21 protein-coding genes are annotated in these 26,360 nt (G+C 63.6%); 5 read left to right on the top strand and 16 right to left on the bottom strand.

Features of this window, described 5'->3' with window-relative positions:
* The 3 genes from X750_RS154630 (at position 1) to X750_RS154640 (ending at position 3,119) form a co-directional block, all read left to right on the top strand.
* The gene (locus X750_RS154630) at positions 1-1,107 is read left to right on the top strand and encodes a glycosyltransferase (RefSeq protein ID WP_023691695.1); all 1,107 of its coding nucleotides are present in this window, start codon (positions 1-3) and stop codon (positions 1,105-1,107) included.
* Positions 1,108-1,347: 240 nt separating this feature from the next.
* Complete coding sequence (locus X750_RS154635) at positions 1,348-2,007, top strand: HemK/PrmC family methyltransferase (protein ID WP_023747185.1); 660 nt, start codon at positions 1,348-1,350, stop codon at positions 2,005-2,007.
* The gene (locus X750_RS154640; protein ID WP_023747184.1) at positions 2,004-3,119 is read left to right on the top strand and encodes a hypothetical protein; all 1,116 of its coding nucleotides are present in this window, start codon (positions 2,004-2,006) and stop codon (positions 3,117-3,119) included. Before X750_RS154635 ends, X750_RS154640 begins: the two co-directional genes overlap by 4 nt.
* Before the next feature lie 175 nt (positions 3,120-3,294).
* On the opposite strand, the gene nadE is transcribed toward X750_RS154640, so the two are convergent.
* Genes nadE through asnB form a run of 4 tightly spaced genes read right to left on the bottom strand, consistent with a single transcriptional unit; the run spans position 3,295 to position 8,090 of the window.
* Positions 3,295-4,299, bottom strand: a complete 1,005-nt coding sequence (gene nadE, locus X750_RS154645) for an NAD(+) synthase (RefSeq protein WP_023747183.1) — start codon at positions 4,297-4,299, stop codon at positions 3,295-3,297.
* On the bottom strand, positions 4,296-5,843 hold the full coding sequence (locus X750_RS154650) for an AMP-binding protein (RefSeq protein WP_023747182.1): 1,548 nt from the start codon (positions 5,841-5,843) through the stop codon (positions 4,296-4,298). The genes nadE and X750_RS154650 overlap by 4 nt, the downstream gene beginning before the upstream one ends.
* 23 nt (positions 5,844-5,866) lie before the next feature.
* Complete coding sequence (locus tag X750_RS154655) at positions 5,867-6,130, bottom strand: acyl carrier protein (RefSeq protein WP_023671787.1); 264 nt, start codon at positions 6,128-6,130, stop codon at positions 5,867-5,869.
* 22 nt (positions 6,131-6,152) lie between these two features.
* Positions 6,153-8,090, bottom strand: coding sequence for an asparagine synthase (glutamine-hydrolyzing) (gene asnB, locus X750_RS154660; RefSeq protein WP_023747181.1), 1,938 nt, complete (start codon positions 8,088-8,090; stop codon positions 6,153-6,155).
* A 583-nt stretch (positions 8,091-8,673) separates the two neighbouring features.
* On the opposite strand from asnB, the gene X750_RS154670 reads away from it, so the two are divergent.
* The gene (locus X750_RS154670) at positions 8,674-9,543 is read left to right on the top strand and encodes a hypothetical protein (RefSeq protein ID WP_023671785.1); all 870 of its coding nucleotides are present in this window, start codon (positions 8,674-8,676) and stop codon (positions 9,541-9,543) included.
* Positions 9,544-9,750: 207 nt separating this feature from the next.
* Here X750_RS154670 and X750_RS154675 read toward each other — a convergent pair whose 3' ends face one another.
* From X750_RS154675 to X750_RS154725, 11 genes are all read right to left on the bottom strand, one after another.
* The gene (locus tag X750_RS154675) at positions 9,751-11,265 is read right to left on the bottom strand and encodes an aldehyde dehydrogenase family protein (protein WP_023710989.1); all 1,515 of its coding nucleotides are present in this window, start codon (positions 11,263-11,265) and stop codon (positions 9,751-9,753) included.
* 175 nt (positions 11,266-11,440) lie between these two features.
* A complete protein-coding gene (locus X750_RS154680; protein WP_023683451.1) occupies positions 11,441-12,715 on the bottom strand; it encodes an RNA polymerase sigma factor in 1,275 nt (424 codons plus the stop codon).
* Positions 12,712-13,086, bottom strand: a complete 375-nt coding sequence (locus X750_RS154685) for a YciI family protein (protein ID WP_023671781.1) — start codon at positions 13,084-13,086, stop codon at positions 12,712-12,714. Before X750_RS154685 ends, X750_RS154680 begins: the two co-directional genes overlap by 4 nt.
* A gap of 82 nt (positions 13,087-13,168) precedes the next feature.
* Entirely contained in the window at positions 13,169-14,269 is a 1,101-nt protein-coding gene (locus tag X750_RS154690; protein ID WP_023683452.1) for a DNA topoisomerase IB, read from the bottom strand.
* A gap of 63 nt (positions 14,270-14,332) precedes the next feature.
* On the bottom strand, positions 14,333-15,094 hold the full coding sequence (locus tag X750_RS154695; RefSeq protein WP_023686315.1) for a hypothetical protein: 762 nt from the start codon (positions 15,092-15,094) through the stop codon (positions 14,333-14,335).
* A complete protein-coding gene (locus X750_RS154700) occupies positions 15,091-15,969 on the bottom strand; it encodes a glycosyltransferase family A protein (protein WP_023747178.1) in 879 nt (292 codons plus the stop codon). Before X750_RS154700 ends, X750_RS154695 begins: the two co-directional genes overlap by 4 nt.
* Positions 15,962-16,897 carry a glycosyltransferase family 2 protein gene (locus X750_RS154705; protein WP_023725135.1) on the bottom strand — a complete coding sequence of 312 codons (936 nt, stop codon included), beginning with the start codon at positions 16,895-16,897 and terminating at the stop codon, positions 15,962-15,964. The genes X750_RS154700 and X750_RS154705 overlap by 8 nt, the downstream gene beginning before the upstream one ends.
* A gap of 101 nt (positions 16,898-16,998) precedes the next feature.
* Positions 16,999-17,883 carry a transglutaminase family protein gene (locus X750_RS154710; RefSeq protein WP_023683456.1) on the bottom strand — a complete coding sequence of 295 codons (885 nt, stop codon included), beginning with the start codon at positions 17,881-17,883 and terminating at the stop codon, positions 16,999-17,001.
* A 1-nt stretch (position 17,884) separates the two neighbouring features.
* Positions 17,885-20,296, bottom strand: coding sequence for a circularly permuted type 2 ATP-grasp protein (locus X750_RS154715; RefSeq protein WP_023747177.1), 2,412 nt, complete (start codon positions 20,294-20,296; stop codon positions 17,885-17,887).
* Positions 20,297-20,302: 6 nt separating this feature from the next.
* Complete coding sequence (locus X750_RS154720; RefSeq protein WP_023747176.1) at positions 20,303-23,662, bottom strand: transglutaminase family protein; 3,360 nt, start codon at positions 23,660-23,662, stop codon at positions 20,303-20,305.
* Between the two features lie 248 nt (positions 23,663-23,910).
* Positions 23,911-25,107: an acyl-CoA dehydrogenase gene (locus X750_RS154725; protein WP_023747175.1), complete on the bottom strand. Its 1,197-nt coding sequence runs from the start codon at positions 25,105-25,107 to the stop codon at positions 23,911-23,913.
* A 106-nt stretch (positions 25,108-25,213) separates the two neighbouring features.
* Here X750_RS154725 and X750_RS154730 point away from each other — a divergent pair, with 106 nt between their 5' ends.
* A complete protein-coding gene (locus X750_RS154730; protein ID WP_023686321.1) occupies positions 25,214-26,125 on the top strand; it encodes a LysR family transcriptional regulator in 912 nt (303 codons plus the stop codon).
* Positions 26,126-26,136: 11 nt separating this feature from the next.
* On the opposite strand, the gene X750_RS1000000165695 is transcribed toward X750_RS154730, so the two are convergent.
* Positions 26,137-26,319, bottom strand: a complete 183-nt coding sequence (locus tag X750_RS1000000165695; RefSeq protein WP_023820690.1) for a hypothetical protein — start codon at positions 26,317-26,319, stop codon at positions 26,137-26,139.
* Positions 26,320-26,360: the final 41 nt, after the last annotated feature.

Below are 26,360 nucleotides of genomic sequence, written 5' to 3'. Positions count from 1 at the left end.
ATGGCGAAGCGGATTGTCTTTCACATTGCCAGCCTCAGGGGCGGCGGCGCCGAGCGTGTGTTCGTCCTGATAGCGAACGAGCTGGCATCGCGCGGCCACAACGTCACGCTTTTTACCTGGAACGCGCAGGGGCCCAATGCCGCCCTGCTTTCGCCTGCCGTGCATCTGGTCGATTTCGGCCTCCCCATTCGCGGCGAGGGTTATGGCAAGTGGGCGACATTGAAAGGCATCGTGCGAAGCGCGGGCCTGCTTGGCCGCCTTTCTCCCGACGCGATCTACAGCGCCCCGGAATTCGCCAATCTGGTCGTGGCGCTGGCGCTTTCCCTCGCGCGAAGCAGGGCGCGGTTCTTCCCGAGTTTCCACGCCGCCGCCTCACTGCCTTCCGGCAGCCTTGGCGCGAAAATGGCGGTCTGGCTTTCGGCCCTGGTTGCGGCCCGCGCCACCAGGGCCATCGCGGTTTCTGAGGGTGTCGGCGGCGATCTTGTGGCCCGAGGCTTCCCGAAATCCAAGGTCGTGGTCATCAACAACCCGCTGCCGCCGGCTGCGGCATCCCAGCAACGCGCCTACGCCTGGCAGGCAGAGCTCGCGGCGATGGGCGACGGCCCCATCATCATCACCGCCGGACGCCTGGTGCCCGTTAAGGATCATTGGACGTTGCTGCGGGCCTTCGCTGTGCTGCGCGCCGGGCGCCGGGCCCGGCTTGTCATCTTCGGCGAGGGTCCGCTGGCCGACGAGTTGCGCGCCTATGCCGAAGAATCCGGTATCGGCGCAGACGTTCTGTTTGCGGGCTATGTCAATGATCCGGCGGCCTGCTACGCCGTAGCTGACTTGTTCGTCCTATCATCGACCAGCGAGGGCTTCGGCAATGTTCTGGTCGAGGCCATGGCAGCGGGGATTCCGGTGGTCTCCACGGACGCGCCGCACGGCCCGCGCGAAATACTTGATGACGGCCGCTTCGGCGCCCTGGTGCCGGTCGGCGATGCCGCGGCCCTGGCAGTGGCGATGGCCGGAATGCTCGACCAGCCGACAACCGCCGCGATCCTGAAAAGCAGGGCGGCGGATTTCGAAATTGAAAAGATCGGAGACCGGTACGAGGCGTTGCTCTGAATTAGCGCATGGATCGGCTTGCGGCGGCACAGGAATCCGCCATTGATGGGACAGGACGCCGCCAACATAGGCCGGTTACTCCCAATCCAATCATGATCTTTAACATCAATTTACCCGGAGTTGGTAACAACAGGGAACCCGCGTTTCATCCCCTCAGCATAGGGAATTTCCTTGCCGCAGCATCACAGCCTTCCTGCCGGCCGTGCAAACGATCGCAATTGGCCGAGATTGCACCGCCTCATGCGGGTTGAGCTGGAACTCGCGCCTGACGTTCTGGTGCCGCGAGCCGAAACGGAACTGCTTGGCCGGACGGCCGCGGCCATTCTTGGCGAACAGGCGCACGAAACGATCCTGATCGACATGTGCTGCGGCAGCGGCAATCTTGCCGTGGGCATCGTCAGCGAATGTCCTCGGGCTCGGGCATGGGCGGCGGACCTGACCGACAGCACGGTTTCGCTTGCCCGCCGCAATGTTGTGCGCCTCGCCCTGCAGGACAGGATCAAGGTCCGGCAAGGCGACCTATTTGCCGCGATCGAGGGTGACGGCCTCCGCGGCGCTGCCGACATGGTCGTGTGCAACCCGCCCTATATTTCCTCATCCCGTCTCGATAGCGAAAGCGCGCATCTGTTGGAGAACGAACCTCGGGAAGCTTTCGACGGCGGCCCTTACGGTATTTCGATCCTCCAAAGGCTGGTCCGGGATGCCGCAGCTTTCCTCAAGCCAGGCGGATGGCTGCTATTTGAGTTCGGCGAAGGTCAAGATCGGCAGATAGCAACCCTTTTATCGAGAACGAAATCCTACGAAACCCCAACCTTTGCCGTGACGGCCGACGGCCAGCCCCGTGTCGCCATGGCGCGCAAACATGGTGGCCGGGTTCCCGGAACCGGGAGCCCGGCGTGAGCGTCGTCCGCGCCCTCGATCAGGCCGACCTTGCGGCCGTCGCGGGCATGTTTCAACGCATGCTGCGCAAGAAGCGGGGGCCAGCGCCGGCCTCCCTCGTCGATTACATGAGGCGGTTTTATCTGGACGCACCCGACTGGGGCAGCGGGCTCCGTTCGCTTGTCCATGTCAATGACGCCGGCCAGGTTTCCGGCTTCGTCGGCGTTCATGCGCTGCCAATGAAATTCAACGGCCGGCAGCTCTACGCTGCCATCTGCAGCTCGCTGATGGTCGAGGATCACGAGACCGATCCGATGGCCGGTGCCCGCCTGTTGAAGGCCTTCCTCGATGGTCCGCAGGACATCTCCTTCAGCGAAACCGCCAATGATACGTCCGTGAAACTGTGGACGCGGCTTCGCGGCGTTGTGCTGCCGCAATACAGCCTTGACTGGGTTCGCGTGATGCGGCCGGCGACCTTCATGCTCAGCCTTTTTGCCAGTCACATGAAGCTTGCCTGGATGTTAAACCCGCTCGCCCGGATGGTGGACCGGCTCTACCTTCGCAAAATGAAGGGCAGTCAACGACGCTGGACCGGCGTCGTCGCCAACGCGTCGAGCCGGGGGGCATTTAGGACCTCCGAGATCGACAGCGGCAGCTTTGCGGGGCTGCTGGAGCCGCTTTGCGCCCAGTTTCCGCTACGTCCGCAGTGGGCGGAAGGTCAGCTCAACCATATTCTGGGCGATGCGGCGCAAAAGCCGGATTTCGGAGAGCTTGTCTGCGTGTCGGTGGCATCGCCGAACGGCGCCAATGTCGGCGCTTTCGCCTATTACGCGCGACCGGACGGGATCGGCCGCGTGCTGCAGGTCCTCGCTCTTCCCGGCCAGGCCGGGCCGGTGATCGATTGCCTGGTCGAGCATGCCGCCCGGCGCGGTGTCTCCGGCTTGCGCGGCCGCGTCCAGCCCGCGCTTCTGGACGCCATGCTTGTAAGACGCATAGCCTTCATACCGGTCGCCTCGACCGTCGTGCATTCACGCGATCCCGAGCTTCTCGATGCCATGAAGAACGCGCAGGTCTTTCTGAACGGGCTTGCGGGCGAGCAGTGGAGCCAGTTGATCGGCGGCCGCTTCACCTGAAGCGTTCCGCCTAGAGCAATTCCAGGAAAGGGTGCGCGGTTTTCCGGCCGGAATCGCGTTAAAACAAGAGCTTAGAGTGCCTCGCATGAAATCGGGTTCATGCGATGCGCTCTGAGTTTTTCTTGATGCATGTCGTATCGCAAAACCGGATCACTTTTGCTCGATATGCATCAGGTCAGGAGCCGACTTCGTCCACGCCGCCAACGAGCTGCGGGCGCAGGTGCAGATAGCGCGTTGCCTTTCGCTTGGCGGCGATGTCGGCCCAGACGCGTTCGATCTGTGAGGCGGTCAATCCCGCCGCTTGCCCTACCACCTCGGCGGACACGCCGTTGTTGAGGCCGTAGAGACACAGATCCATCCGATCGTAAGGCAGGGAGAAGTAGAATTCTTCCTGCGTCTGCGCCAGCGAGTAGGTGTCGGTGGTCGGCGGCCGGTTGCGGACCTCTTCCGGAATGCCGAGATAGGCGGCTAGCGCATAGACCTGCGTCTTGTAGAGATGCGCGATCGGCTTGACGTCGGCGGCGCCGTCGCCGTTCTTGACGAAGAACCCCTGGTCGTATTCCAGCCGGTTCGGTGTGCCGAGCACGGCGAAGTTCAGCCGCTCGGCATGATAATATTCGAGCTGCTTGCGGGTGCGCTGCTTCATGTTGGTGGCGGCAACGATGCCGAGGTAGACAGCCACCGGCATCCGCAGTTTCGTCTGCTTGCCTTGCGGGTCCTGCACCACCAGCGACGAGATGTTGTAGCCCTCGCCTTCGAGCACGTTCGCGATCACGATCTTCGAGGCCCAGCCCTTGCCATAGTCCGGGACCAATTCGCGGATGAAGGCGTCGCGGCGTTCATAGCAGCCCATTGCCCGCAGGGTCGGCCCGATATCCTCCACAACGGCCTCGACGCCGAAAGTGTCGGCGACCAGATGGCCGAGCCGCAGGCTTTCGGGGTCGGAATCGCTTTCCGGCATGAGGACGCACAGCACATTCTGGTGGCCGACGGCCCGCGCGGCCAATGCAGCCGAAACGCTGGAATCTATACCGCCCGAAAGACCGAGCACGAGGCCGCGCTTGCGAATGCCGCGCAACTGCTCGCGCAGGGCCGCCACGATCCTGTCCGTTTCGGCGGCGGGATCGATGACCAGGGCTTGCGTGAAGGCCGGCGCATCCTGGGTTGAGCCGATGTTCATTGCTCGGCCTCCATCATCTCAGCCGCGAGCCGGCGGCTGACCTTGCCCGACTCCGTCTTCGGTAATTCGCTGCGGAACTCTATGATTTTGGGGACCATGAAATCCTCCAGGTGGCGCGCGCAGTGACGAATGATGTCCTTTCCGCCAAGCGCCGGATCGGACCGCACGACGAGCGCGCCGATCGCATGCCCCAGCACCGGATCCGGCACGCCGACGACCACCGCTTCCGCGATACCTGGATGGGCGTGGAGCACTGCCTCCACTTCCTTGGGGGCGACCTTCTCGCCACGCGTCTTGATGATGTCGTCCTTACGCCCGACAAAATAGAGAAAGCCGTCCTCGTCGGTCTGGAACAGGTCGCCCGTATAGAGCACCTTTTCCCAAGGGTTAGGCCCCGGCCGGAGCGCTCGTTCCGTCGCGGCCTTGTTGCGCCAATAGCCCTGCATCACGTGCGGACCGCGGATGACGAGCTCACCTGCCACGCCCGCCGGCACGCGTTGTCCAAGGTCGTCGACGACAAAGGCTTCCGTGTTGGGGATGGCTATGCCGACCGACCCTGGCCGGCGGTCAAGTTCCTCGGGTGGCAAATAGGTGCAGCGCTTGCATTCGGTCAGCCCATACATCGAATAGATCCGGACGCCGGGCAGCAGCGAGCGCAGGCGTTCTATGTGGGCTGGCGGCAAGGCGGCCGCGGTGTTGGAAATATAGCGGAGGCTGGGCAGGAAACCCGGCGCCAGATCACGCATCTGCAGGATCATCGCCGCCATGGTAGGCACCAGCGGAAGGCCGGTGACGCCCTCTTTGCGGATGCGTTCGAAGATCTCGTGCGGGAAGGCGAAGGACTTCTCGAGCACCAGCGTGGCCCCGAGCCTGACTGCCATCAGCAACTGGTAGAGGCCATAGTCGAAGGCAAGCGGGAGGACGTTCAGGATGATGTCGTCCGGCGCGTTGCGCAGATAGGTGGCGATCGACCCCGCGGCAGCGTCGCAATTGCGATGCGTCATCATCACACCCTTGGGCCGGCCGGTCGAACCTGACGTGTAGATCAGCATCGCAAGGTCGACGTCGATGCCGCGATGGTTTACCTCCGCGCCATCGAACGTCAGGCAGTCAGTCAGGGACGCGGCCCCTGCCGGGCATTGCCCATCGGACCCAGGGGTGGAAGCCACGAAGATGCCGGGCTTGCCTTGCGATGCGCAGGCTTCGGTGACCACGGGCATCAGCTTCGCCTGCGTCAGGACCGCCCTGGCGTCGCAATCGGCGATGACGTAACCGAGCTTGTCGGCCTTTGTGGAGGGGTTGATCGGACTGAAGGTCGCACCTGCCTTGAGTGCGGCAAAGATCGATACGGCCGCCTCCCAGCAATTGTCCATGAAGATCAGAACGCGGTCGTCGCGCCTGATCCCATTAATGAAGAGAGCGGTGGCCAGCCGGCTCGAAAGGTCGTCGAGTTCTTCGTAGCTCAGCCTTTTGCCCTTGGTGACCAATGCCGTCTTGGCCGGGTGGGCAGCAGCCTTCGCCACCAGAAAATGCTCGATCCGCACGGGACGTTCCTCGCCGTTGGCGCTTACGCTGCCAGCGTTTGTGCTCTCGCCTCGATGAAGGACGAGATGCGGTCAAGCGAGTCCAGGTTGGCCGGAACGATGTCGGCGTCCACCATCGCGATGCCGAAATTGTCCTCGATGAAGGCCACCAGCTCAAGTACCGCAGTCGAGTCGATAATGTCGTTCTCGATCAGCGAGGCTGAATCCGACAGTTTGTAGGAGGTGTCGCCGAACAGGAAGTTATCGACGATAAAGCTTCTGACCCTGTCCTTGATTGCCGTCATCATGTCTTTCCTTTTCCTCGCCGTCTCAGGCCGCTCTTGCCGCGCCGACCGCTTGGCCGGCGAAATTCTTCTGCCACAGCTGCGTCGACAGAATGCCGACGAAGGCGGCGTTGTCGCGAAATCCGGTCGCGGTCTCCATGCGGCATTTCTCGTGGAGCTTGGCCACCGCCTTGGCGTTGAACAGGCCGCCGGCAGTAATGCTCGCCTCGCCCAGGCAGTCACGAACATAGTCTAGTTCCTCCGCCCGGACGAAGGAGCGGGCCTCCGGGGCGCGGTAAGGTTGCTTGGTGCGTTTACCGATCGCCGCCGGAAGGTGGTGCCTGGCCACCTTGCGCAATATGTGCTTCTCCATCAAGCCTTTCAGTTTCATCTCCGGCGGAAGTCTTGCCGCGAACTCTACCACGCGATGATCCAGGAAAGGAAACCGCCCTTCGATGCCGTGCGCCATGGCCATCCGATCGCCTTGGCTGGAGAGGATGTAGCCGGGCAGGAGGAAGCGGGTTTCGAGATATTGCGCCTGATGCAGCGGATGCCATAGGGAAAACGCCTCGGGTAGGCGGCTGGTTAGCTCTTCAGCTGCGTCATAACCCTTCAACGTCGCGCGCAGGTCGCCGGAAAAGAAGATTTTCGCCGCCGCCGTTGTCTTGAAGCGTGGCCGATGCGAGAACAGCGGATCGTCGAGGGCAGCGTTGCTGGTGCCGAAGAAGGCAGCCAGATACTCCACCGATTGCTGTTGCAGGCCCGGCAGATACGGGTAAAGCCGGCGGAACAGCTGCGGCCTAATGCGCGATGTGGGCTGCCGCCCGCAGAACCGGCGGACACGCGCCTCCTTGAAGACGTCATAGCCGGCGAAGACCTCGTCGGCGCCTTCACCCGTCAGCACCACCTTCAGGCCGGCCTGGCGAACCAGCGCGGACAATTTGTAGAGTGGCGCTGGCGCCGTGCGGATGATCGGCCGCTCGGTAAAGCGGATGACCTCAGGAAAGACGCTGGCGATATCGCGGGCGCCGCATTCTATGGCGTGGTGGCGCGTGCCGAGCGCCGAGGCCATTTCGGTCTGAAAGGCGCTTTCGTCATGCTCGGCGCTGTCGAAGGTTACGGAAAATGTCTCCAGTCTCCGAGGAGTCATGCCGGCGGCAAGCGCCGAAACAAGCGACGAATCGAGCCCTCCGGAAAGATAGGAACCGACCGGCACGTCGGCCCGCATGCGAAGCCTCACCGCATCGGTCAGAAGGGCTTGCAATTCCTCTGCCGCGTGGTCCTCGTTCGTGATCTTCGACGGCTCATCACGATGCGGATAGTCCAGGTGCCAGTACCGTTTGACCGTGACCTGCCCCTGCGTCGCGATCATCACACTTGCCGGTTCCAACTCGTGGATATTGCGGAACGCCGTGCGCGGAGCGATCGGCGCCCACAGCGTAAAGATCTGATCCAGCGCAACCGGATCAATTTCAGCGGAGACGCCCGGGACCTTCAGCAGGGCTTTGATCTCCGAGGCAAAGTAAAGCACCCCGTCCTTGCTTGTGTAGAACAGCGGCCGGACACCCATGCGGTCTCGTGCAAGCACCATTCGTCGCTGCCGATTGTCCCATATCGCCAAGGCGAAATCACCGTTCAGGAGAGACAAGCAGTCTTCGCCCATCTCCTCATAGAGCTGAAGGATGACCTCTGTGTCGCTCGACGTCCGAAAGTCCCGGCCCTTGGCGATCAGCCCTTCGCGCAGTTCTATGTAGTTGAAAATCTCGCCGTTGAACGCAATCGTCAAATTGCCGGCCTCGTCGGACATCGGTTGCTGGCCATCGCCGATGCCGATCACCGACAGCCGCGCATGCCCGAGCCCGGCATCGGGTGCTACGAATTTCCCTTGCTCATCCGGCCCACGATGGGCAATTGCGGCTACCATGTGCGTGAGCAAAGCTTCCGCATCCCGGATTGACCCGAAATAACCCCCGAATCCACACATCCCTTGAACTCATATTGAACGCTAAGGTACGGAACATAACCTCGATAGTGGCATCTGGGGTTAATCCGATATTTTCACCGAGCATGTGGTTAACAAGAAGTTGCCACGATGTGGTCTTCGTGGCTAGGACGCGATGGCTCTCCATCACCTCGCGGTTGCGGCCGTAATAGCCGGAACGATAGCCCAGGCGCTCCGACGTGGCGAACCGCCTGGATACAAACGGGCCGCGCGCAACGTGCTGGCGATCTTGAGGCAAATTCAACCGCAGGCTGCTGGGCTGACTATTATCGGGGTAGGTTTTTTCAACGCTTGCAACGGCTTAGTGCTTTCCGACACGCGCCGGGCGCGAACGGACCAGAGCATTTCCAAAAAAGTGTGACACGGTTTTCTCTGCAGAAGCGCGCGGCGCTTCTGCAGCAATTTGCCTCGAAATCAAGAGATGACGGGGGTTTCAACCTGTCTGTGGAACGGTTGATCGCTCTAGGCCTTTTGTCCGGGTTGGCATGGCTGGACACGGGCGGCTAAGGCTGGAAATGTGATTGCACGTCTTCGCTGCCGGGGGGCTGGCCGGAGGACGAGGAGGATGGCGCTGAATTTCGAATATATTGCCGGCCATCCGGCGCTGCACCGTCATGTCGAGGCGCAGTCGAAGGCGCTGCTGCATATCTATGAAACGAGCCCACGCCTGGCCGCCGTGTTCGCTACGCAACAGCGCTGGCTGCTGGCTCACACCGGCCTAGCCCTGCATTTCGCCCGCGACCCGCGCGATCCCCGCACGGAACTGACACTGGCCCGCTTCATCGATGCCGTGCTTCACTATTCCGTCGCTAGCCGCAACACGGCCGAAGCCTTCATCAAGGAGATGCTGCACTATCACATCATCGAATACCTGCCGCACACCGGTGACGGACGAGCCCACCCGTTTCAGGTGACGGCAGCGACGCTGAAGGAATTCGACGGCTGGGTGGTTGCGCATCTGCGCACGCTCGACGGTCTCGACAGCGGCAGCCGCCTCGCCGCCTTTCTCGAGCAGCACGGCATGATTTCCAGGCTGCAGCCGCTGGTGGCGGAAGGCCTGCTCTCCTCCAACCCTGTGCGTGAGCCCAAGCAGACGTTTTCGCTGTTCATCTGGCTCAACAATGGCGGCATCGTCATGGATTGGCTGATGTCCGGCATCGATCCCGACAATGCCGCCCTCGACCGGATCCCGACCAGCGTGGTTTCGATCGGCGAATTCGCCAGTTGGCTAAAACTCTCGCGCACCCATCTTGCGCGCAAATTGCGCGACGCCGAAAAGCTCGGCAGCGTCGGCTGGCTGGGCCGGCGCGGGCATTCCGTAATGTGGGTCTCGAACAGCTTCTACCAGGAATACATGACCGTGCAGGCCGCCAAACTTGCCGTCATCGATGCCGCGTTCGAAGCCTGCCGACCGGCGTCGCCGCACGCTGGCTGAACGTTCGGCGCAGACGCTGTTGCGCAGCCGATCGTGCCGACCGCGAGGACCCGTCCGGGCGCATGGCCGAGGCGGCCTTTCCGCCGTCGGGATACGGACATCTGGACAGCGGGGGCGAAGCCTGAAAGCGGAACGATCCGCGCGAGCGGCAGCGATCCGCCCGACGGGTTCGGGTGGATCAACTGGTCAAAAGCCGGGCGCAGCATCTCAATCGATGTCGAATGACACGCCCTGCGCCAGCGGCAGCGCCTTGGAATAGTTCACCGTGTTGGTGGCGCGGCGCATATAGGCCTTCCAGGCATCGGAGCCGCTCTCGCGGCCGCCGCCGGTTTCCTTCTCGCCGCCGAACGCGCCGCCGATCTCGGCGCCCGACGTGCCGATGTTGACGTTGGCGATGCCGCAATCCGAACCATCGACGCCGAGGAAGCGCTCGGATTCCTGCAGGTCGCGGGTGAAGATCGACGACGACAGTCCGGCGCCGACCGCATTGTGCTCGTCGAGCACTGCATCGAAATCGGAATATTTCATCACGTAGAGGATCGGCGCGAAGGTTTCTTCGGTGACAGGAGCCACCTGCTTCGGCATTTCGACCAGCGCCGGATGCACGTAATAGGCATCGGGATGGCCATTCTCGACCCGCGAACCGCCGGTCAGCTTGCCGCCGTGAGCGGTGGCTTCCTTGAGCGCCTTCTGCATGGCGTCGAACGCCCCCTTGTCGATCAGCGGCCCGACGAGCGAAGACGTCTCCAGCGGGTTGCCGACCGAGACGCTCTCATAGGCCTTCTTCAGCCGCGGCAGCAGCGTGTCATAGACGCTGTCATGCACGAACAGGCGCCGCAGCGTCGTGCAGCGCTGGCCCGCGGTGCCCATGGCGCCAAAGGCGATGGCGCGCAGCGCCATGTCGAGATCGGCGGTCGGGCAGACGATGCCGGCATTGTTGCCGCCGAGCTCGAGCACGGCGCGGGCAAAGCGCTTGGCCAGCCGCGGGCCGACATCCCGGCCCATGCGGGTCGAGCCGGTGGCAGAAACCAGCGCCACCTTCGGGTGGTCGACCAGGATCTCGCCGACGGAGCGGTCGCCAATCAGCACCGGTGCCAGGCCCTGCGGCGCATCCGCGCCGAAGCGCTTGACCGCGCCGGCAAAAATCGCCTCGCAGGCGAGCGCCGTCAGCGGCGTCTTTTCCGAGGGCTTCCACACCACGGCGTCGCCGCAGACCAGCGCGAGCGCCGCGTTCCACGACCACACCGCGACCGGGAAGTTGAAGGCCGAAATGACGCCGACGACGCCGAGCGGATGCCAGGTCTCCATCATGCGATGTCCCGGACGCTCGGTGGCGATGGTTAGACCGTAGAGTTGGCGGGAAAGGCCGACGGCGAAATCGCAGATGTCGATCATTTCCTGAACTTCGCCGAGGCCTTCCGACGGGATCTTGCCGACCTCGATCGACACCAGCCGGCCAAGCTCGGTTTTGTGCGCGCGCAACTCCTCGCCGAGCAGCCGCACCAGTTCGCCGCGCCGGGGACCCGGCACCATCCGCCAGGCCTGGAACGCCGTGTGCGCGGCATCGATGGTCTTGGCCGCATCGGCCGGCGAAATCGTCTTCAGCGCCGCGATCTGTTCACCCGTCACCGGGCTGCGCACGACGAGGTCGCCGCCGGTCAGCGCGTCCTTGGCCACACCCAGTTTCGCCAGAAGTTCGGCCGTTTCCTTCGCTATCGTCATTTTCATCCCTTTCAGATCCGCTCGCCATCATAGGGCGGCGGTCGAGCCTTGGCGCCATTATCGCCCGCATGCCGCAGGCGCTGTCATGGCGTGCCATTACTCGTTTCAGGGGAAAATCGCCACCCCGGCATGGTCCAAGCCGGGATTGCACGATTGAGCCACAGGAGGAACAGGTTTAGTGCGCTGTCTTCGCCGGCGCCTTCACGGCTCCGTCTCGCATCAGCCGGTCGATATGCATGCGGATATGGGCGGCTTCCGCTGCCGTGTTGGCCAACGCAATGGCGCGATCGAAGGCGACACGCGCCTCTTCGCCACGGCCGAGCTGCATCAACAGACCGCCCTTGAGGCCGAAGAAGTGGAAATAGCCGGACAGCCTCTCGCCAAGCGGCTCGATCATGGCAAGGGCAGCTTCCGGCCCGCGCACCTTGGCGACCGCAACCGCACGGTTCAGCGTCACCACCGGCGAAGGTTGCATCGCCTCCAGCAGGCTGTAGAGCAGGTCGATCTCTGTCCAGTCGGTCTCCTCGGGGGTTGCCGCCCGCGCATGAAGGGCGGCGATCGCCGCCTGCACCTGGTAGGGTCCGGGCTTCTGGTGGCGCAGGGCCTTGTCGACCAGCGCCAGGCCTTCGTCGATCATCTTGCGGCTCCACAGCGAGCGGTCCTGGTCGTCGAGCAGCACGATCTCGCCATTCTCGTCGAAGCGGGCCGGCGCGCGCGCATGCTGCAGCAAAAGCAATGCCGTCAGGCCCATGATCTCCGGCTCGGTCTGGAACAGCCGCAGCAACAGGCGCGCCAGCCGGATCGCCTCCTCGCAAAGCGGCGCACGCGCCGGCGCCTCGCCGCTGTTGGTGGAATAACCTTCGTTGAAGATCAGATAGACCATGGCGGCAACGGCGCCGAGCCGCTCCGAGCGCTCGACCGCGCCGGGCGTCTCGAACGGCACGCCGGCATCGGCAATGCGCGCCTTGGCGCGCGTGATGCGCTGTTCCATGGCGCTTTCGCCGACCAGGAACGCACGCGCGATCTGCTTGACGGTGAGACCGGAGACGATGCGCAGCGCCACCGCGATCTGCTGCGTAGGCGGCAGATCCGGATGGCAGCAGATGAACAAGAGCCGCAATATGTCATCGCGGTAGTGCGCGCCGTCCAGCCGTTCGGCGATATCGCTCTCGGCATCTTCCAGGTCCGAGATCTGGTCCTCTTCCGGCATCGGCGCCTGCTTGGCGCGCTTGCGCACCGCGTCGATGCCGGTGTTGCGGCCGACAAAGATCAGCCAGGCCGCAGGATCGCGCGGCGGCCCGTTCTGCGGCCAGTTCTTGAGTGCCCTCAGGCACGCGTCCTGGAAAGCTTCCTCCGCCGTATCGAGATTGCGGAAATAGCGCAGCAGCGCACCCATAGCCTGCGGGCGGGCAGCGCTGATCGCCGAGCTTATCCAGGCGAGGTCTGTCATGTGGCTACTCTGGTTGGGTTGAAGACGGAAACCGGTCGGATCTCATAGGATCCGCCGCTGGGATTGACCTCGGAAAGCTCGCGCGCGAAGTCGACGGCTTCGTCGAGATCGGCGCATTCCAGCGTGTAGAAGCCGAGGAACTGTTCCTTGGTCTCGGCAAACGGGCCGTCGATGACGACCGATTCGCCCTTGACCTTGCGCAGCGTCGTCGCGGCGGTGGTGGGCAAAAGCCGCGCCACCGGCCCAAGCCGGCCGGCTTGAGCGTATTTTTCCTGCACATGCATGAGCTTTGCCATGACCTCGTCATCCTGTGCCTTGCTCCAGGAGGAGACGACATCTTCGGAGGCATAGCAGAGGATAGCGTAGAGCATGGGACGTCCTTTTCTGTCTCAAAGGACGAAACAGTAGGGCCTATGCCGACATGGCGTCGACAAAAAAGTTACGCCATTTTTGTCAGCCTTCGCTTGCCTTCAACCATCTCAGCACAAGAGCCTCTTCATCATCGAGACCGTCTATCGATCGCTTGCGCTTGTTGGCCTCGGTCATTTCGCTAAGCAGCCGCCCTTCCACCCAGGCTTCGAAAACCTGTGGATGGATGTAGCATTTGCGGCAGACGGCGCGTGTGTTGCCGAGCCGCTCGGCCACCTTGTCGATGACGGCGTTCATTACACGCTTGGTCTGCGCCTGGCTTTCGGGAAGCTCCGTCCGCGCAAACAGCGACGCGGCATGGATGGTGCCGCCCCAGGTGCGGAAATGCTTGGAGCTGAAATTGGCGCCGATCGCGTCGCGGATATAGCGGTTGACATCGTCGGAGCGCACTCCATGCCTCTCGCCATCCTCGTCGAGATATTGGAACAGTTGCTGCCCCGGAATATCCTGCGCGCCGCGCACGACCCGGGCGATGCGGCGGTCGACCAGCTTCAATTTCCATTCCTTGCCGGACTTGCCCTTGAAGGCAAAGCGCAGGCTCGATCCCTTGATGTCGACGTGGCGGTCGCGTAGCGTCGTCAGCCCAAAGCTCTTGTTGTCGCGGGCATAGGCGGCATTGCCGACCCGGATCATCGTGTTGTCGAGCAGCCAGACAATTGCCGCCACGACGCGCTCGGCCGGCAGGCCACGGCGGCGCAGATCGGCATCGATCCGGCGGCGCAGCTCCGGCAGGCTTTCGGCAAAGGCGACAAGGCTGGAGTATTTGGCGCCGTCGCGCTCGGCGGCCCACAGCGGATGGTAGCGGTACTGTTTGCGCCCGCGCTGGTCGCGGCCGGTCGCCTGGATGTGGCCGGCGGGATCGGGCGAGATCCACACATCCGTCCATGCCGGCGGAATGGCCAGCGCCTTGATGCGGGCAATGGCTGCCGCGCCGACGGCCTGTCCTTTCGCGCCCTTGTAGGAAAAGCCTTCGCCCGCCTTCAGGCGCCGGATCCCCGGCTCGCTGTCGCTGATATAGGTGAGCGAGGCCTGTTCGGCAGCGGTCTGCGCGCCGTTCTTCGGCGCTCCATCGTCCCCCCGTCCGGCAGCCGACCGGCCGGATGGCGTCCCAGATTTGTCAAGCATGCCCGCTCCACGAAATTTTTCTCGTAGATAAGCGCCAGGCCGACTGCTGGTTCCACCCCGTTGCTATGGAATGTGGTCGGGTCCACCAATGGTGGCACCAGCCGGCACGGCCATCCAGAGGCCGCCATCGTCGACGTGAGGCGGATGGTAGTCGCGCCCGGGCGGAATCTGTTCGAACACGGCCCCTGCCTCATCGGCAAGGTAGTCATAGCCCACATCCTGCAGGAGCCCCTTTGGATCCAGGTGGTGGTAGAGATTGCGGCGGGCGATCCGCCGCTTCGGCTCCATCATCTTTAAATGATAGAGGTTGAGCCCGCTGTTGCGGGCCTTGAAACCAAGATCGGGAGGATACCAGAGCCCGTGCAGGTCCTCTGGTCGGTACTTCGCCGGATCGTAGGCTCTGAACAGACGATACTGGAACTTTTCGGCCCACAGCCCGTCGACCCGGTACTCGGTCGGCGAATACAATTCGCGGAGCCGGAACCCCCAAGCCATGCGCCTGTAATCCCCCGTCAGCTGTCCGATCCGCTCCGCGGTACCGCGTTCCAGCCGCTCATCGGGATCAATAGCCAGGATCCAGTCGGCGGCAGCTTCATGCGCTGCGTCGAGTAAGATCCGCCGCCGCTGCGGCTCGCTGCTGAACACGCCGGTCGCCCCGCGATCGTCATAGGCAATCCAGCCGTCAACGACCGGATCGATATTGGTGATCAGATCGGCAACCAGATGCGCGTCATAACGATAGCTGAAAACTGCGACCGTTCTCTGGCGCGTCCAGAACAGTCGGCTCCGTCGCCAGCGTCGAGGCTTGATTTGGCTCGTTATCATTTTCTTGTTGCCGCTTTCACGCGATTTCGCACGCCAATATAGACACCCACGGATTTGACCAGCAGGGCAAGCCAGACAATTGGCATCGACATCATCGCGAAAGTTCGATCCCGATCGGAAAGCCCGATCTTCGCCAGCTTGCGGGCATTCCGCCGATCGCGAAACGTGTCGCGAAAACACCGAAACGGAGTGTTCAGGGCGGACGCTGCGAGGTAATCGCCGCGGCGACAGCCGCGCCTGTACTGATCGGCAAGCAATCTGGACAGCCGGGTTTCGTTGCGATGAACGGTTTGCACCTTAGACTCCCACACCGGCTGCAGTTCCTGCGGCAGCCGCCCCAGGAATTCGGTGTCTTCGGCAGCAGGCATGGTTTCATCGAACAAGCCAAATTCATCGAACAGCCGCCGATCGAACGACACGCCGTAACGCAGCGCACGATCCGACGCCAGACCGGGAAGCCGTCGCATGAACATGATCAGATGAGCCGCACAGGCGATCAGATTGCGCGGATGGCTATTCACCATCGCGCTCGCCACGGCGCGGTCGCCAGCCAGATGCCGCTGCATCCGTGCCTCGGCCCAGCCCGAACAGGCGAGGCAATCATCGGCGAGAAAGGCAACGAAAGGCGCTTTGGTGGCCGCAATGCCGAGGTTGCGGGCTGCGCCTACAAACAGCCTTCGACCGACCTCGATCACTGGCACCTTGACCCCGGCGCCGGTCAGCAGCGCCAGGACCTCGCCTCCGCCCGAGTTGACCACCATGATCTCGAGCGGCTCATCCTGATCCAGCAGGGATGTCACCGCCTCGACGATTTGAGCCGGCGCGCGATAGCCGATGACAATGACGGCAAGCTGCGGCGGGGCTGATTCAGGCACGTTGCAACTGGACGCGCGGAGAGGAAAACCAGCGCCGCAGCGCCAGCTTCAGCTGGTAGCGCCTGCAACGCCAGGTGTTCGACCGCACCTTCGGCGCCGCCGCCGCGATCCTCAGGAACCGCGCCGCCGTCTCCAGATCGCCGCGCGCATAGTGAACCCTGGCGATCTTGAGGGCGACCAGCCCCTCCCTGGTTTTTAGCGACGACAGTGGGATGCCACAGTCAGTCAGCTCGCGCAGCGCCAGCCGCCAGTCGAGAAAGCGGCGCACCGGCCTGGTGATGAAGCGATCATCGGAACGCACTGCCGAAACGTGGTAGATCATGACGGGATGCACGATCAGGGCAAGCGACGCCCTGCCCATCAGCCTGGACCAGAACAGCGTGTCCTCGTCATAGGCAAGCCCGGTCGGGAAGCGCGTGTCGCCGACGACGCGCCGGGAAACCAGCGCACTGCCCACGGCGATCGAGCGAATGTGACCTTCCAGATAGGCCGAGGCATTGGCTATACCATCTTCTATGTAGCCGGCTGGAAGCTTGAGGTTCCGGTTCTCGCCATCGGTGCGCCGACGGTAGGCGCCGATCACCATGTCGGCGGCCGGCTGCGCCCCCGCCCGGACCAGCATCGACCGCAGCCCGCCCTCCAGATGCAAGTCGTCGGCGTCGATCAGGTAGATCCAGGAGCATTGCGCCTGCGCCAGCGCCACATTGCGGGAGCCGCCCGCGTCCCGGCAGTTGCTCATGAGCACGCGCAACGGCAACGAGAATTGCGTGGCGGCATTCAGCGCGGCTTCTGCCGTCCCGTCCGAGGAGGAATCGTCGACCAGCAGCACCTCGCCGATAACCTCGGCTTCGGAACGAAGCGAGGCCAGCGTGGCCGCTATGGTTGCCGCCGCATTGTGCGCCGGGATGATGACACTGATTGCCGTCAATACCGAACTCCGCATCAGCATGCCTGCCGACCGATCCTCCCCGAAGTTTCAACCGAGCATAACGGGCATGGCCGTTGTTGAGAAGCTGTGCTTCGAGGCTGTCAGGCCTTCTCGAGCGCGACCGGGATGACGTCGACGGCCTGGTCGCCGACCTGGCCGCCGGTGGTTTTCAGCACGCCGACGATCGGAGCCACGTCGGAATAGTCGCGGCCATAGCCAACGGTGATGTGGTCGTTGCTGGCCCGCATGCCATTGGTCGGGTCGAATTCCTGCCAGCCGGCATCGCGCCCACACCACACCTTGACCCAGGCATGCATGGCATCGGCGCCTTCGAGCCGCGGCTTCCCTTTCGGGGGAATGGTGCGCAGGAAGCCGCTGACATAACCCGCAGGAATACCTAGCCCGCGCAGGCCGGCGATCATGATGTGGGAGAAGTCCTGGCACACGCCCCGCTTCAAACGGAAGGCATCGCTGGCCCCGGTACGCACCGTGGTCGCTTCCCCGTCATAGGTGAAGTCGCGGTGGATGCGGTTGCACAGATCGATGGCCATGCCGACCGTCGAGCCGCCGGCGCTGTCGCGGGCATAGGCGGTGATCGCCGCATCGATGCCGGCATGATCGCTGGCGGCGAGAAAGTGATGCGGTGCATCCGGCGCCAGTGACCGTACGGCGCCGAGTTCTTCCCGCAGCCGCTGCAGATCGGGCGACACGTCGAGCCCAGGCTCCGGCCGTGACACCGACACGCGCGCGCTCATTCTGATGTCGAGCCCGTCATGGACGTCGCGAAAGGCGATCGCGGTGACATTGTTGCCGAAGAAATCGGCAAAATCCGTGCGCTCGGATGGGGTCGGCACAAACGAAAGCGAGGCCGCGATCACGCGCTGCACGCCGGCAATGGTCGGCGGCAATACACGCACCTGATGCCGGCTGCCACCGGCCGCGGCGTCATAATCGTAGCTGAGATGAAGCCTGATATCGTACAGCATGTTAACCGAAATACGCTTTAGCCAGGCTGCTGTAGAGGTTGCCGATCTCAGTTGCGAGATCGTCCAGCACCTCCGACGACATCTCCGATGGCTCCATGACGGCAATTGCCGTGTTGAGCTGCAGGATTTCCTTGGCCGCGACCGACATATGCCCCTCCGGGCCAACCGAGGGCAACAGGCCGATCTCCGCCTTCAGCCGTTCGAGCTGGAACAGGATCGAGCGCGGGTTGAGTGGGTCGAGCGCCAAGAGGTCGATCACCGTGCGCCGTCCGGCCCGCACCGGATATTGCCGGCGGTGGGTCATGACGCTGTCGCCGATCTCCAGCATCATGTCGAGCGAGCCGTCCGGCGCACCGGACCTTGTCAGTCGGGCTAGCGTACGGGCGATCTGGATGCCGCGCTCGATCCGCCGGCCGATCTCGAGGAAACGCCAGCCGGTGAAACGGTACATATTCTCGTGCAACAGGCCAGAGAAACCGGCGAGCTTGCGCAGCATGACCGTCATCGCCCGTGTCGCGTCGTCACCCGTCGCCACCGTGGTGGCGAACTGATGAATGGTCTTCGACAGGTCCTTCAGCGCCAGCCAGCCATCGGGCGAAAAGCGGTCGCGGATCTGTCCGGCGCTGTAGACGGCGCTGTCCAGCGTGCCGATCAATCCGGGCGGAATGGCCGCTTCGAGATCGATGCCGAAGGGTTCGAGATAGTCCCTTATATCGGCGAGCAGCAGCATGTCAGGATCGGACGTCTCGGCCAGCCGCACATGATAGGCGCGCAGGATGCGAACCGTATCCTCCGAGCGCTCGATATAGCGGCCGAGCCAGGTCAGGTTTTCCGCCGCGCGGCTGGGCAGGCTGCCCGGCATGGTGCGGACGAAGCTGTCATGCTCCTGGGGCAGCAGTGTCTCGCGCTCGACCGACCGGTCGCTGACCACCCAGACGTCGGCCGCCTGGCCGCCGCGCTGCATGGCGATGGCCGTCGGGTCGAGCGAAAGGCCGACACGGGCGAAACCGCCCGGCATTACCGTCCAGCCATCGGGCGTACGCGCCAGATAAACGCGCAGGCTTGCCGGTCGCGGTTCCAGCCAGCCGCCGACATAGACCGGCGTCGTCGACAGCGTCACCGCTTCCTGGCCGACGAAACCGCTGCCATCGCTCTCGATGCGCGCGATCAGCGCGATGCGTTCCTCCGGCGTCAGTGCCGAACCGAGCCTGGTCTGGCCGTCATCCTCGAAGGCCAGCCGCGTCGACAGCGCCGGACCGATCACCATGCGATCGATATTGGCAAGCACATGGGCCCGTTCGGTTGCTTGCCCGCACCACCAGGTGGCGACGCTTGGCAACAGAAGTTCTTCGCCGCGCAATGCGCGCGAAATCTTCGGCAGGAAGGCGAGCAGCGCCCGGGTTTCCATCAAGCCCGAACCCAGCGCATTGACCGTCGAAACCGTGCCGCGGCGGATCGCCTCGACCAGCCCCGGGGTGCCGATATGCGAGTCTGGCCGCAGTTCCAGCGGATCGGCGAAGGCGGCATCGAGCCGCCGCCACAGCACGCTGATCGGCATCAGCCCCGAAACCGTGCGCACCATAAGCTTGCCGCCGGCGACGGTCAGATCCTCGCCCTCGAGCAGCATGATGCCGAGATAGCGGGCGATATAGGCGTGCTCGTAATAGGTCTCGTTGAGCGGCCCCGGCGTCAGAATGGCGACGCGGCCGTCATTCTCCTTCGCCATGCCGATCAGAGCATCGCGAAAGCGACGGAAGAAACCGGCGAGACGGTGCACATGCATCTCGCCATAGATGTCGGACAAAGCCCGCGTCGTGGCGACTCGGTTTTCCAGCGCAAAGCCGGCGCCCGACGGCGCCTGCGTGCGGTCGCCCAGCACCCACCAGCTTCCATCCGGTCCACGGCCGAGCTCGAAGGCGCAAAAATGCAGGAAATGACCGCTGGCCGGCATGGTGCCGACGACGGGGCGCAAATATTCGGGGCTCGCCGCAATCAGGCCTGCCGGCAGGATTCCCTTCTCGGTCAGCCGGTTCGGCCCGTAAATATCAGCGACTATCTCCTCGAAAAGCTCGGCGCGCTGGACGAGACCGGCGCTGATCCCGGCCCATTCCTTGTCTTCGATCAGCAGCGGGATATGCGCCAGTGGCCATTCGCGCTCGTTGGCGCCGGCCTTGTCGTAGACGCGATAATAAACGCCGGCGTCGCGCAGATACTGGTCGGCGCGGGCAAAGCGCTGGCCCAGCTTTTCGGGACCCAGCTCCTCCAGCGCCTCGATGAAGGGCGCCCAGGCCGGACGCGGATGGCCCGAAGCATCGACCATCTCGTCGACGACGCCGTCAATCGGCTGGTAGTGCTCCAGCAGACTGTGCCTCAGCGGCTTGCCGCGGACCTTTTTCTGATTCCCCTTTGCCATCGCTGATCAGAGTCTTGCTGGCCGCCTGAGGTCAAGGGTCATGGGGAAGTCTTCAGAGGCTTCTTCATTGCGCAGCACATAGGCCGACGGCGTATGGCCGCGCGGCTCGAAGCGGGCGAGACGCCTCGCCTCGGCCTCATTGCCGTTGACCGGGAACGTGTCGTAGCTGCGCCCACCTGGATGCGCGACATGGTAGACGCAGCCGCCCACCGCCCGCCCCGACCAACGGTCGTAAATGTCGAAGACCAAAGGCGTGTTGACCGGCAGCGCCGGATGCAGGCCCGACGAAGGCTGCCAGGCCTTGAAGCGCACACCGGCCACCGCGACCTCGCGATTGTCGGTGACCTTCATCGGCACGATTCGGCCATTGCAGACAATGGCATGACGTTCCGGGTTGAGGCCTTCGGTCCTGACCTGCAGCCGTTCGACCGAGGAATCGACGAAGCGCACGGTGCCGCCGATGGCGCCTTGCTCACCCATCACATGCCACGGCTCCAGCGCCTGCCGCAGTTCCAGCTTGATGCCGGCATGCTGGACTTCGCCGCAGAACGGAAAGCGGAACTCCAGCTGGGCATCGAACCATTCCGGCCGGAATTCGAAACCGTTGAGCTTGAGGTCGTCGAGCATGTCGAGGAAATCCGCCCAGACATAATGCGGCAGCATGAAACGGTCATGGAGCGAGGTGCCCCAGCGCACGAAGCGGCCATCAAGCGGGTTGTTCCACGCACGGGCGATGATGGCGCGTACCAGCAATTGCTGCGCCAGCGACATGCGCGCATTGGGCGGCATCTCGAAACCGCGGAACTCAACAAGCCCAAGCCGGCCGGTCGGGCCATCGGGCGAAAACAGCTTGTCGATGCAGATTTCCGAGCGGTGCGTATTGCCGGTGACATCGGTCAACAGGTTGCGAAACAGTCGGTCGACCAGCCAAGGCAGCGGTGGGTTGCCCTGGCCCGGGTGCGGCACCTGCGCCATCGCGATCTCGAGTTCGTAAAGCGAATCGTGCCGCGCCTCGTCGAAGCGCGGCGCCTGGCTGGTCGGGCCGATGAACAGGCCGGAGAATAGATAGGACAGCGACGGGCGCCGCTGCCATTGCAGCACCAGGCTCTTCAACAGATCGGGCCGGCGCAGGAACGGGCTGTCATTGGGCGTCGCGCCGCCGACGACGACATGGTTGCCCCCGCCGGTACCGGTGTGGCGGCCGTCGATCATGAACTTGTCGGCGCCAAGCCGCGTCTGCCGTGCTTCCTCGTAGATCGCCGTCGTCGTCGCCACGCAGTCCTGCCAGTTGGCAGCCGGATGGATGTTGACCTCGATGACGCCGGGATCGGGTGCCACCCTGATGACGTTGAGGCGCGGATCGTGCGGCGGTCCATAGCCTTCGATATGGACGGGAAGGCCGATCGCCTTGGCCGCGTTTTCGGCGGCTGCGACGAGTTCGAGATAGTCTTCCAGCGCCTCGACCGGCGGCATGAACACGCACAGCCGCCCGTCGCGTGGCTCGACCGAAAGTGCTGTACGCACCGCGCCGCCGATCTCGGTGATCTCCTGTTCGACCCTATCCTGCTGGCCGGTCGTCGCCGTGAAAGAAATCGCCTGCTGGCGTCGTGCCATCTCGTCGGCGCCTTCCAGCTCGGCCGGAGCCGGTTCTGGCAGTATGGCTTCCCGCGCCGGCAGCGGTCCACGCGGCAGCGACGGATCGACCGGCACAATATAGGGGAACTGCGCCGGCGGCACATAGGGCAGCGTGCCCAGCGGCAGGCGGTAACCGACAGGGGAATCGCCCGGCACCAGGAACAGCCGCCCGCGCCGGGTCTTCCACTTCTCCGAGCGCCAGCGCGGGTCCGAAGCCTGGCTGTTCCAGCGCTGCACCGGCAGCACGTAGCCCGACGGCTTGGTCAGCCCGCGCTCGAACACTTTCGCCATGCGGCTGCGCTCTTCCGGGTCTTCCAGCTTGGAGTTGGACGGATCGACATTGTCGGGCAGCTTGCCTTCTTTCAGCAGCCATTCGGCCGGGTCCTCATAGGCCTCGCTGACCATCGCCTTGTCGATGCCGAGTTCGCCGGCGATTGCCGTCAGCAAGCTCTCGGCCTGCTGCGGCCCCACCTTTGCGTCGCTCTTTTCGCGTGCGATCAGCGACGGATCGCTCCACACCGGCTGGCCGTCGGTGCGCCAATAGAGCGAAAAGGTCCAGCGCGGCAGGCTTTCGCCCGGATACCATTTGCCCTGGCCGTAGTGGAGGAAGCCGCCCGGCGCGAAGCGTTCGCGCAATTTACGGATCAGCGCATCGGCCTTTTCGCGCTTGGTCGGGCCGACGGCGGCGGTGTTCCACTCGGCGGACTCGAAATCGTCGATGGAGACAAAGGTCGGCTCGCCGCCCATGGTCAGCCTGACGTCGCCCGCTTGAAGTGCGGCGTCGACCTTGTTGCCCAGCGCATCCAGCGCCTGCCAGCTTTCGTCCGAGAATGGCTTGGTGATGCGCGGATGTTCGGCGATGCGGTCGACACGCATGTCGAAGCCGAATTCGACATTGGCGAAGCTCGCCATGCCGGAAATGGGTGCGGCGTTGCGGAAATGCGGCGTGGCCGCCAGCGGCACATGGCTTTCGCCGGTGAGCAGGCCCGACGTCGGATCGAAGCCGATCCAGCCGGCGCCCGGCAGATAGACCTCGCACCAGGCGTGCAGGTCGGTGAAGTCGACGGCGGTTCCGGCTGGGCCATCGAGCGCGACCAGATCGGGCTTCAGCTGGATCAGATAGCCTGAGACGAAACGCGCGGCGAGGCCGAGATTCCTGAGAATTTGCACCAGCAGCCAGCTCGAATCCCGGCACGATCCCTTTTTCGCGGCCAGCGTTTCCTCCGGCGAGAACACGCCGGTTTCCATCCGCACGATATAAGCGATCTCCCGCTGCAGCCGCGCATTGAGGTCGACGACGAAATTGACGGTGTTGGTGGCGCTACGGTCGATGGTTGCGAGGAAAGCAGACAGCAGCGGCCCCGCCGGCTCCGGCGTGCGGTAGATGGCGAGATCGTCCCTGATGTCTTCGGGGTACTCGAACGGGAAGGTCTCGGCCGATGGCTCGACGAAGAAATCGAACGGATTGTAGACCGTCATGTCGGCGACGAGGTCGACCTCGATCTTCAATTCCGTCACCGGTTCCGGGAAGACGAAGCGGGCCAGGAAATTGCCGTAGGGGTCCTGCTGCAGATTGACGAAGTGGTTCGCCGGCCCGACCTTCAGCGAATGGCTGAGCACCTTGGTGCGGGAATGCGGTGCCGGCTGCAGCCTGATGACCTGGGGCCCGAGAACCACCGGCCGGTCGTATTTGTAATGGGTCAGGTGGTAGACGGCTGCCAGTATTGCCATGGGGCCCCGGAGATCGGCGTTTCTTCAGCCGAACCCTGACACATCTATTGGCCATTCTCCAAGCAGAGATGTTGCGCTGCACCTAAATTAAGCAGCCGAAGCCGGCTACGCTGTGTCGAGATTCAGGTCAGGCCGAGTCGAAAATGGCTGATACCGAGAACCGGAGCAGAGCGTACTTTTGGTACGCGAGCACCGGAAGCGCAGGTATCGGCCATTTGCAGGCCGGCCTCACTTGAATTCGGCACAGCTTAGAAAAACGCCTGTATCCCCGTCTGAGCCCTGCCAAGGATCAGCGCATGCACGTCATGCGTGCCTTCATAGGTGTTGACCGTCTCCAGGTTCTGCGCGTGGCGCATGACGTGGTAGCCGATCTGGATGCCGTTGCCGCCATGCATGTCGCGGGCCTGGCGGGCGATGTCGAGCGCCTTGCCGCAATTGTTCCGCTTGACGATCGAGATCATTTCCGGGGCCATCTTGCCTTCATCCATCAGCCGCCCGACGCGCAGCGAGCCCTGCAGGCCCAGCGCGATCTCGGTCTGCATGTCGGCGAGCTTTTTCTGGAACAGCTGCGTGCCGGCGAGCGGCTTGCCGAACTGCTTGCGGTCGAGTCCATACTGCCGGGCCCGGTGCCAGCAATCCTCGGCGGCGCCCATCGCGCCCCAGGAAATGCCGTAGCGGGCCCGGTTGAGGCAGCCGAATGGGCCGCCGAGGCCCCTGGCGTTGGGCAGCAGCGCGTCTTCGCCAACCTCGACGCCTTCCATCACCACCTCGCCGGTGATCGAGGCCCTAAGGCTGAGCTTGCCGCCGATCTTCGGCGCCGACAGCCCCTTCATGCCCTTCTCCAGCACGAAACCGCGGATTTCGTCCTTGCCGTTGTCGCCCTTCAGCTTCGCCCAGACCACGAACACGTCGGCGATCGGCGCGTTGGATATCCACATTTTCGAGCCGGAAATCTTGTAGCCGTTCGCCGTCTTCTCGGCCCGCGTCTTCATGCCGCCCGGATCGGAACCGGCATCCGGCTCGGTCAGGCCGAAACAGCCGATCCATTCGCCCGAAGCCAGCTTCGGCAGGTATCTCTTGCGCTGCTCTTCCGTGCCATAGGCATGGATGGGGTACATCACCAGCGACGATTGCACCGACATCATCGAGCGGTAGCCGGAATCGACCCGCTCGACCTCGCGCGCCACCAACCCGTAGGTGACGTAATTGGCGCCGAGCCCGCCATATTCCTCAGGGACGGTGATGCCGAGCAGGCCGGCCTCGCCCATCTCGCGAAAGATGCCGGCATCGGTCTTTTCCTCGAGATAGGCCTCCTCGATGCGCGGCGCGAGCTTGTCTGCGGCAAAGGCGGCCGCGCCATCGCGCACCATGCGCTCATCCTCGGAAAGCTGGTTCTCGATCAGGAAGGGGTCTTCCCAAACGAACGCGTTCTCGTCGGCGGCCATGGCTTCGCTCTCTCCCAAAATCTTGAAGTGCTCGGGCTTATCCGCCTTCGCTTCGGAAAAATCAAACAAAATTGCATCACCGATCAATGAGGTTTAGTAATGGATCATGAACGTCCAACGCCGGCTTTTGCCCAGCACCAGCGCCCTTGCCGCCTTCGAGGCCGTGGCCCGCCTTGGCTCCTTCACCGCTGCCGCCCAGGAACTCGATTTGACCCAAGGGGCCGTCAGCCGCCAGATAGCCCTTCTGGAGGAACAGTTCGGCCGCCGGCTGTTCGAGCGCGACAGCCGCAATGTTCGGCTGTCCACGGCGGGCGAAATCTATGCCGAAGCCGTGCGGGCGGCACTGGGGCAATTGCGCGACGCCGCGCTCGGATTGATGAGCAATCGGCATAGCGGCATGCTGAACCTCGCCATACTGCCGACCTTCGGCACGCGCTGGCTGATGCCTCTGATCCCGGATTTCGTCGCAGAAAACCCTGACATCACCATCAACTTTGTCACCCGCATCGGCCGCTTCGACTTCGCCCGCGAGCGGCTCGACGCCGCCATCCATCATGGCCAGCCCGACTGGCCGGACGCCGATTCCACATTGTTGATGCGCGAAACCGTGATGCCGGTGGTTTCGCCCGACTTCCTTGCCAGCCGCGATATCACCACGGCGGCCGACATCAGCCGCCTGCCGCTGCTGCACATGGCGACGCGTCCCGGGGCCTGGGGCGAATGGTTCGAGGAACAGGGCTTGAGCGCACCGATCGGACCCGGCATGCAGTTCGAGCAATTCGGCACCGTTGCCCAAGCCTGCATGGCGGGGCTTGGCGTCGCGCTCCTGCCTCAAGTTCTTATCGCCGGCGAATTGCAGCGCGGTCAGCTCGTGCCGGCGCCGGGACAGCCGATGCAAAGCCGCAGCGCCTACTACCTCGTCGTCCCGAACGACAAGCGCGGCCACCCGCCCGTCGTCAGCTTTCGCGACTGGCTGCTGGGCCAGGTTGAAAAGGAACCGGCCGTTCTGGCCTGGTAGCTACTTCCGCTTCATCGGCACGGTTTCCGGCTGGAAGCGCAGCGTTTTTGCGACTTGCGTTCGGCAACTTTCGCATCGAGCTTGCTTTTGATCCGGGCGAAAGCCTGGTCTCCATCGACCGAACTGCCACTCGCCATGCCCTCGTCCCAAAGACGCCCCAACTCTTGGACACTCACTTTCTCGAAACTTGCCATATCGCGCGTATCTCCACACAAGGATGGTAGATAACGCTCTA

Origin of the sequence: Mesorhizobium sp. LNJC391B00 (assembly GCF_000502535.1) — a bacterium.
Taxonomy (GTDB): Bacteria; Pseudomonadota; Alphaproteobacteria; order Rhizobiales; family Rhizobiaceae; genus Mesorhizobium.
This window is presented reverse-complemented; position numbering and strand designations above follow the sequence as displayed.

Coding starts and splice junctions, on each gene's coding strand:
- X750_RS154630 (WP_023691695.1), top strand. CDS start 1: ATGGCGAAGCGGATTGTCTTTCACATTGCCAGCCTCAGGGGCGGCGGC.
- X750_RS154635 (WP_023747185.1), top strand. CDS start 1,348: ATGCGGGTTGAGCTGGAACTCGCGCCTGACGTTCTGGTGCCGCGAGCC.
- nadE (WP_023747183.1), bottom strand. CDS start 4,299: ATGAACATCGGCTCAACCCAGGATGCGCCGGCCTTCACGCAAGCCCTG.
- X750_RS154655 (WP_023671787.1), bottom strand. CDS start 6,130: ATGATGACGGCAATCAAGGACAGGGTCAGAAGCTTTATCGTCGATAAC.
- asnB (WP_023747181.1), bottom strand. CDS start 8,090: ATGTGTGGATTCGGGGGTTATTTCGGGTCAATCCGGGATGCGGAAGCT.
- X750_RS154670 (WP_023671785.1), top strand. CDS start 8,674: ATGGCGCTGAATTTCGAATATATTGCCGGCCATCCGGCGCTGCACCGT.
- X750_RS154675 (WP_023710989.1), bottom strand. CDS start 11,265: ATGACGATAGCGAAGGAAACGGCCGAACTTCTGGCGAAACTGGGTGTG.
- X750_RS154680 (WP_023683451.1), bottom strand. CDS start 12,715: ATGACAGACCTCGCCTGGATAAGCTCGGCGATCAGCGCTGCCCGCCCG.
- X750_RS154685 (WP_023671781.1), bottom strand. CDS start 13,086: ATGCTCTACGCTATCCTCTGCTATGCCTCCGAAGATGTCGTCTCCTCC.
- X750_RS154690 (WP_023683452.1), bottom strand. CDS start 14,269: ATGCTTGACAAATCTGGGACGCCATCCGGCCGGTCGGCTGCCGGACGG.
- X750_RS154695 (WP_023686315.1), bottom strand. CDS start 15,094: ATGATAACGAGCCAAATCAAGCCTCGACGCTGGCGACGGAGCCGACTG.
- X750_RS154710 (WP_023683456.1), bottom strand. CDS start 17,883: ATGCTGTACGATATCAGGCTTCATCTCAGCTACGATTATGACGCCGCG.
- X750_RS154715 (WP_023747177.1), bottom strand. CDS start 20,296: ATGGCAAAGGGGAATCAGAAAAAGGTCCGCGGCAAGCCGCTGAGGCAC.
- X750_RS154720 (WP_023747176.1), bottom strand. CDS start 23,662: ATGGCAATACTGGCAGCCGTCTACCACCTGACCCATTACAAATACGAC.
- X750_RS154725 (WP_023747175.1), bottom strand. CDS start 25,107: ATGGCCGCCGACGAGAACGCGTTCGTTTGGGAAGACCCCTTCCTGATC.
- X750_RS154730 (WP_023686321.1), top strand. CDS start 25,214: ATGAACGTCCAACGCCGGCTTTTGCCCAGCACCAGCGCCCTTGCCGCC.
- X750_RS1000000165695 (WP_023820690.1), bottom strand. CDS start 26,319: ATGGCAAGTTTCGAGAAAGTGAGTGTCCAAGAGTTGGGGCGTCTTTGG.